Genomic DNA, 6,871 nt, shown 5'->3' with positions numbered 1-6,871 from the left:
AGCATTAACAATATCAGATATTCCATTTATGGGACCAGTTGCAGGAGTTGTTGTAGGAATGGTTGATGGAGAATTTGTATTAAATCCAACACCAGAACAATTAGCAATAAGTGATTTAGATTTAACAGTTGCAGGAACTATGGATGCAATAAACATGGTAGAAGCAGGTTCTAGAGAAATAGATGAAGAAGTTATGTTAAAAGCAATTATGTTTGCACATGATAATATTAAAAAATTATGTAAATTCCAAATGGAGTTCCAAGAACTTGTAGGAAAAGAAAAAATGGAATTTGCAGCTCCAGAAGTTATGCCTTTAGTTAAAGAATTCATTGATGAAAACGGAACAGAAAAATTAAAAGAAGCTGTTTTAACAACTGGGAAACATGCAAGAGAAGATGCAATAGATGCAGTGGAAGATGCTTTATATGAAGAGTTTGTAAAGGTTAAGTTTGCAGATGCTGAAGAAGTTCCTGCAGATGTAGTAGCTGAGTTTGCAAATTATTATCATGATTTAATGAAACAATTAGTAAGAGAAGCTATTTTATATAATAAACATAGAGTTGACGGAAGAGCAACAACAGAGATAAGAAGTTTAGATGCTGAAGTAGATATACTTCCAGTAGTTCATGGGTCTGCTTTATTTACTAGAGGAGAAACTCAAGCTTTAGTAGTAGCAACTTTAGGAACAAAAGAGGATGAGCAATTAATAGATGGATTAGCTGAAGAATACTTCAAAAAATTCTATTTACATTATAACTTCCCTCCATATTCAGTTGGAGAAACAGGAAGAATGGGAGCACCTGGAAGAAGAGAGCTAGGACATGGATCTTTAGCTGAAAGAGCTTTAAGTTATGTATTACCATCAGTGGATGCATTCCCATATACAATAAGATTAGTTTCAGAAATTACTGAATCAAATGGATCATCGTCACAAGCTTCAATTTGTGGAGGGTCATTAGCATTAATGCAAGCAGGAGTACCTATTAAAGAGCATGTTGCTGGAATAGCAATGGGTCTTATAAAAGAGGGAGACGACTATGTTGTATTAACTGATATAATGGGTCTAGAGGATCACTTAGGAGACATGGACTTTAAAGTAGCGGGAACTAAAAATGGAATAACTGCATTACAAATGGATATGAAAATTACTGGAATATCAGAAGATATAATGAGAATTGCATTAAAGCAAGCTTTAATCGCAAGATTACAAATATTAGATGTAATGAATAATACAATATCAATACCAAATGATTTAGGACCAACTGTTCCTAGAATTCATCAAATGACTATACCAAAAGATAAAATTGCAGCATTAATAGGACCTGGTGGAAAAAACATAAAAGGTATTATTGAAACTACAGGTGCAACTATTGATATAGAAGATGATGGAAAAGTGTCAATTTTCTGTAAAGGATTAGATATATTAGAAGAAACTGTAAAACTTGTAAATAACTATGTTAAAGATGTAGAAGTTGGAGAAGTTTATACAGGTAGAGTTGTTAATATAGCTAAATTCGGAGCATTTATGGAGATATTACCAGGTAAAGAGGGACTTTTACATGTATCAGAAATCTCTTTAGAAAGAGTAGCTAATGTTGAGGATGTATTAAAAGCAGGAGATACTTTTGAGGTTAAAGTAATATCTACAGAGAATGGAAAAATTAGTTTAAGTAGAAAGAAACTTCTACAAGAGGCAGCAGTAAAAGTTGAAGTTACTGAAACAGAAGAAATAAAAGTAACAGTAGAGTAATTAAAAATATAAAAATAACACAGAGGATTTCAACCTCTGTGTTATTTTCCATTGGGAACAATATAAAGCGAGGTAAAAATGAAATTAGGTTTAATTAGTTTAGGATGTAGTAAAAATTTAGTAGATAGTGAGCATTTAATAGGATTAATGGTTGCTAGAAAAGGATTTGAATTAACAAATAACTTAGAAGATGCGGAAGTTGTTTTAGTAAATACTTGTGGATTTATAGGTGATGCTAAAGAGGAATCAATTCAAGCAATATTAGAAGTTGCAGAGTGTAAAAAATCAGGAAAAGTAAAAAAAATAATTGTTGCAGGATGTTTAGCTCAAAGATATGCTGAAGAGTTAATAGCAGAGATACCAGAAATAGATGCTGTTATAGGAACTGGAGAAATTGATAAAATAGAGGAAGTTGTAGATACTATTTTTGAAGATGAAAAAATAATAAGATGTGATAGCTTTGAATTCTTAGCAAATGCAGGAACTGAAAGAATATTAACAACAAGTCCACATACAGCATATTTAAAAATAGCTGAAGGATGCAATAGAAGATGTACTTATTGTATAATTCCACAGTTAAGAGGAAACTTAAGAAGTAGAACTATTGAGGATATTGTTGAAGAAGCTAAAGCTTTAGCAGCAAGTGGCGTTAGAGAGATTAATTTATTAGCTCAAGAAACTACAGAGTATGGAATAGACTTATACAATAAGAAAGCATTGCCAGATCTTTTAAGAGAACTAGTAAAAGTAGAAGGAATAGAATGGATAAGATCATACTATATGTTCCCTAATTCTTTAACAGATGAATTAATAGAAGTTATAAAAACTGAACCTAAAGTATGTAATTATTTTGATGTACCTATTCAACATATTTCTGGAAATATATTACAAAATATGGCAAGAGCAAAATCAGGAGATTACATTAAAGGAATTTTAAATAGAATAAGAAAAGAGATTCCAGAAGCAGCAATTAGAACAACTGTTATAGTTGGATTCCCTGGTGAAACTGATGATGATTTTGAAGAGTTAAAAGACTTTGTAGAAGAGTTTAAATTTGATTATGTTGGAGTTTTCAAATATTCAAGAGAAGAGGGAACTGTTGCTCACGATTTAGAAAATCAAGTTCCAGAAGAAATAAAAGAAAAAAGATGGGTCGAATTAACAAATTTACAATCAGAAATTGCTGAAAGAAAAAATAAAGATATGATCGGTAAAGTTGTTGAGGTTATGATTGACGGAATCTCTTCAGAAAGTGAATTTATGTTAGAAGGAAGAACTAGAGGTCAAGCATTAGATATAGATGGAAAAGTTTTAACAAATGATGGAACAGCAAAGCAAGGTGAAATTGTAAAAGTTAAAATAGAGCAAAACTTTGATTATGATTTCATAGGAGCTATTGTGGAGAATGAATCTAAATAACATAAAAGTTAAGTTAAGGAGGAAAACAAATTGAATTTACCAAATAAACTAACAGCAATTAGATTAATATTGGCAATTCCTTTTATATATTTTTTACAAGAATCATCAGTAGGTTCAAATGGAGAGATGTATAGACTTATAGCTTTTGCAATTTTTATGTTTGCTTCATTAACAGATTGGTTAGATGGATATATTGCAAGGAAATATAATTTAATAACAGATTTAGGAAAGATAATGGATCCATTGGCAGATAAAATTCTTGTTATTTCAGCCTTAGTAATTTTTGTAAAGTTAGATTATATTCCTTCTTGGATGTCTATAGTAGTTATAGCGAGAGAGTTTTTAATAAGTGGAATTCGAACAATAGCAGCAGCAAAAGGTGAGGTTATCCCAGCAGGAATGCTAGGTAAATATAAAACTACAACTCAAATGATTGTAATTATGATTATGTTAGTTTTTGGATTAGGAAAGACACCAAGTAATGCAGAATTTTATAAAAATTTATATTTTTATCTAACACTTATTCCTGTTGTATTGACAGTTTGGTCTGGATGGGAGTATTCAGTAAAAGCTAAACATTATTTTTTAAATGAAAATTAAAATAAATTAAAAATATTAAATGATATTTAAGGAGAAAAAATGTATAGAATAATAAATTTGATTTTTGAAATAATTAATATCCTTATTTTAATAAGAATATTGTTATCTTGGTTAGCACCATATTCAAGAAATGAATTTACAAATCTTGTATATAGTTTAACAGAACCAATTTTAAAGCCGTTTAGATATTTATTGCCATTTGGGAATTTAAGAATGGACTTGTCCCCAGTATTGGCATATTTCGCTTTAAGAGTTGTAAGATATATTATTTTTTATTTTTTATAATAATAGAATAGAGAAGCCAAGCGGCTTCTCTATTTTTTCTAGGAGGAACAAATGCACGAAATAGAAAGCGAATACCATATACCAGTATTATATTATGAGACACTGGAAAATTTAGTTACAAAAAAAGATGGAGTATATGTAGATTGTACTTTGGGTGGTGGAGGCCATTCAGAAGGAATCTTAAGAGAGATAAATGATAATGGAAGATTAATATCAATTGATCAAGATGATCAAGCTATTGAATTTGCAAAGAAAAGACTTGAAAAATATGGATCTAAATGGTCAGTTTTTAAAAATAACTTTGAAAATATAGAAACTGTACTTTATATGGCAGGAGTAGATAAAGTTACAGGGATCTTAATGGATATAGGAGTATCTTCAACACAATTAGATGATCCAGAAAGAGGATTTTCTTATAGATATAATACTAGATTAGATATGAGAATGAATAGAAGTGAAGCTCTATCAGCTTATGAAGTAGTTAATGAGTATGAAGAGGGAGAATTAGCTAGAATATTTTTTGAATATGGAGAGGAAAGATTCTCTAGAAAAATAGCTAGATTAATTTGTCAAAAAAGAGAAGAAAAACCAATTGAAACAACAGGAGAATTAGTAGATGTTATAAGAAGAGGTTATCCGCCTAGAAGTGAGAAACATCCTGCTAAGAAAGTATTCCAAGCAATAAGAATTGAAGTTAATAGAGAATTAGAAGTTTTAAAAAATGCGATTACAAAATGTTTTGAATCTTTAGAAAAAGGTGGTCGTTTAGGGATTATAACATTCCATTCATTAGAAGATAGAATAGTAAAAAATATGTTTAGAGATTTATGTACAGGGTGTAGATGTCCAATTGAATTACCAATATGTATGTGTAGTGAGGAACCAAAAGGTAAATTGATAAATAGAAAACCAATTATATCTGGAAAAAATGAGTTGGAATTTAATAATAGAGCTCACTCTGCTAAATTAAGAGTAATTGAAAAACTATAAGGTGTTTATATGAAAAAGCAAAAGATACTTTTAATAGTAATGATAATATTATCAGTATGGTCTTTTTATGGGTATCTTATAAGAAAGATATCTTTACTTGAAAAGGAAAATAAAGGAATAGCTAAAAATATAAAAAATTTAGAAAAAGAAAAAAATGATAAACTGTATGAATACGACAGTTTAATGGATTTAAGTAAAATAGAAAAAGAGATGAATTCTAAAAAGAATATGGCTATATCAGGTGATATAAACTTTTTTAGAATAAAAAAAGATTCTTTATAATAAAAGTTGGGAGAATAGATGAAATTAGAAAAAAAACAAATAATAGAGTTAAAAATTGAAAAGATAGTATATGGAGGAGAAGGGTTAGGATATTTTAATGATTTTGCTGTTTTTGTTCCAATGTCAGTACCAGGAGATATTCTTAATGTTGAAATAATATCTTTAAAAAAGACTTATGGAAGAGCTTTAATAAAAGAGATATTAACTCCAGGAGAAGAGAGAGTTAAAGAAAATAGAATTACATTTGAAGATTTTCAAGGTTGTGATTTTGGAATGTTAAATTATGAATCACAATTAAAATATAAAAAAGAAATGGTTGAAGATGTAATAAAAAGAATAGGAAAAAATACAACAGTAGTAACTGAAGATACTTTAGAATCTCCTATAAAGAAAAACTATAGAAATAAAGTTATCGAACCATTTTCTTATGATAAAGGAGAAATAATAACAGGTTTCTTTAAAAGAAAAAGTCATGATGTATTTCAAGTTGAAGATAATATATTAAATTCTCTTTTAGGAAATAAAGTTATAAAGGAGTTGAAAGTTCTTTTAAATAGAGATAGAGTAAGTGTTTATGATGAAAGTACACATAAAGGTATTTTAAGACATGTAATGGTAAGAACAAATACTTTTAATGAAGCCATGGTAGTTTTAATTATAAATAGTGACAAAGTAAAAGAAAATATTGAGAAAATTCTTTTAGAATTAAAAGAGAATATTAAAGAGATAAAATCTATATATGTATCTTTAAATAATAAAAGAACAAATGTTGCAATGGGAAATAAAAATGTTTTATTAGCAGGAGATAAAACATTAAAAGAGGAGATAAATGAAATACATTTTAATATTTCACCAAATTCTTTTTTCCAAATTAATGTACCTCAAACAAAAAGATTATATGATTTAGCAATAAGTATGTTTGGAAATATAGAGAATAAAAATATAATTGATGCATATGCAGGAACTGGAACTATTGGAATGATTTTATCTAAAAAAGCTAAAAAAGTATATTCAGTCGAGATAGTTGAATCAGCTGTTAAAGATGGAAAAAATACAGCAAAAGAGAATGGAATAAAAAATATAGAATTTATTTGTGGTGATGTAAATAAAGAGTTAGAAATATTAACAAAAGATGAAAAAATAGATTCTATAATCTTAGATCCACCAAGAAAAGGAATTGACGAAGAAAGTCTTTTAAGTATATCAAAAATGGATATAAAAGAGATCATTTATATATCTTGTAATCCATCAACATTTGCAAGGGATATTGAAATTCTTGCAAGAGAAGGATATTCTTTAGAAAAAGTAAAACCAGTTGATATGTTTCCACAAACAAGTCATATAGAAGTTGTTGGAAGATTAGTAAAAAACTAGGAGGAAAAGATGATTAAATTTTTAGTTTTTGTTATAATAGCTTATCTATTTGGATCATTACCATGTGGTGTGTGGTTAGGAAAAGTAACAAAAAATATGGATATTCGTGAGCACGGAAGTAAAAATTCTGGGGCAACAAATGCATATAGAATTTTAGGTCCTAAGTATGGT

8 protein-coding genes are annotated in these 6,871 nt (G+C 28.6%); all 8 read left to right on the top strand.

Features of this window, described 5'->3' with window-relative positions; genetic code table 11:
- On the top strand, positions 1–1,750 hold a 1,750-nt coding region (pnp, locus tag Q0V09_RS05780), incomplete at its 5' end, for a polyribonucleotide nucleotidyltransferase (protein ID WP_297487624.1).
- A 78-nt stretch (positions 1,751–1,828) separates the two neighbouring features.
- Positions 1,829–3,169 carry a 30S ribosomal protein S12 methylthiotransferase RimO gene (gene rimO, locus Q0V09_RS05775; protein ID WP_297487622.1) on the top strand — a complete coding sequence of 447 codons (1,341 nt, stop codon included), beginning with the start codon at positions 1,829–1,831 and terminating at the stop codon, positions 3,167–3,169.
- Between the two features lie 30 nt (positions 3,170–3,199).
- Positions 3,200–3,769, top strand: coding sequence for a CDP-diacylglycerol--glycerol-3-phosphate 3-phosphatidyltransferase (gene pgsA / locus Q0V09_RS05770; protein ID WP_297487620.1), 570 nt, complete (start codon positions 3,200–3,202; stop codon positions 3,767–3,769).
- 39 nt (positions 3,770–3,808) lie between these two features.
- A complete protein-coding gene (locus tag Q0V09_RS05765) occupies positions 3,809–4,054 on the top strand; it encodes a YggT family protein (RefSeq protein WP_297487618.1) in 246 nt (81 codons plus the stop codon).
- A 51-nt stretch (positions 4,055–4,105) separates the two neighbouring features.
- Positions 4,106–5,044, top strand: coding sequence for a 16S rRNA (cytosine(1402)-N(4))-methyltransferase RsmH (gene rsmH / locus Q0V09_RS05760; RefSeq protein WP_297487616.1), 939 nt, complete (start codon positions 4,106–4,108; stop codon positions 5,042–5,044).
- A gap of 9 nt (positions 5,045–5,053) precedes the next feature.
- Entirely contained in the window at positions 5,054–5,326 is a 273-nt protein-coding gene (locus tag Q0V09_RS05755; RefSeq protein WP_297407534.1) for a hypothetical protein, read from the top strand.
- 18 nt (positions 5,327–5,344) lie between these two features.
- On the top strand, positions 5,345–6,700 hold the full coding sequence (rlmD, locus tag Q0V09_RS05750) for a 23S rRNA (uracil(1939)-C(5))-methyltransferase RlmD (RefSeq protein ID WP_297487614.1): 1,356 nt from the start codon (positions 5,345–5,347) through the stop codon (positions 6,698–6,700).
- Between the two features lie 9 nt (positions 6,701–6,709).
- Positions 6,710–6,871, top strand: a 162-nt coding sequence (locus Q0V09_RS05745; protein WP_297487626.1) for a glycerol-3-phosphate acyltransferase, incomplete at its 3' end; no start/stop codon positions are given.

The sequence above is a fragment of the uncultured Cetobacterium sp. genome, from assembly GCF_947039425.1.
In the GTDB taxonomy this organism is placed as follows: domain Bacteria; phylum Fusobacteriota; class Fusobacteriia; order Fusobacteriales; family Fusobacteriaceae; genus Cetobacterium_A.
The sequence above is the reverse complement of the archived record's forward strand: the minus strand, read 5'-3'. Positions and strand labels throughout refer to the sequence as shown.

What these genes read in the sequence shown, in the direction of transcription:
- Q0V09_RS05755 (WP_297407534.1), top strand. Translation starts at nt 5,054, where the DNA reads ATGAAAAAGCAAAAGATACTTTTAATAGTAATGATAATATTATCAGTA.
- rimO (WP_297487622.1), top strand. Translation starts at nt 1,829, where the DNA reads ATGAAATTAGGTTTAATTAGTTTAGGATGTAGTAAAAATTTAGTAGAT.
- rlmD (WP_297487614.1), top strand. Translation starts at nt 5,345, where the DNA reads ATGAAATTAGAAAAAAAACAAATAATAGAGTTAAAAATTGAAAAGATA.
- rsmH (WP_297487616.1), top strand. Translation starts at nt 4,106, where the DNA reads ATGCACGAAATAGAAAGCGAATACCATATACCAGTATTATATTATGAG.
- Q0V09_RS05765 (WP_297487618.1), top strand. Translation starts at nt 3,809, where the DNA reads ATGTATAGAATAATAAATTTGATTTTTGAAATAATTAATATCCTTATT.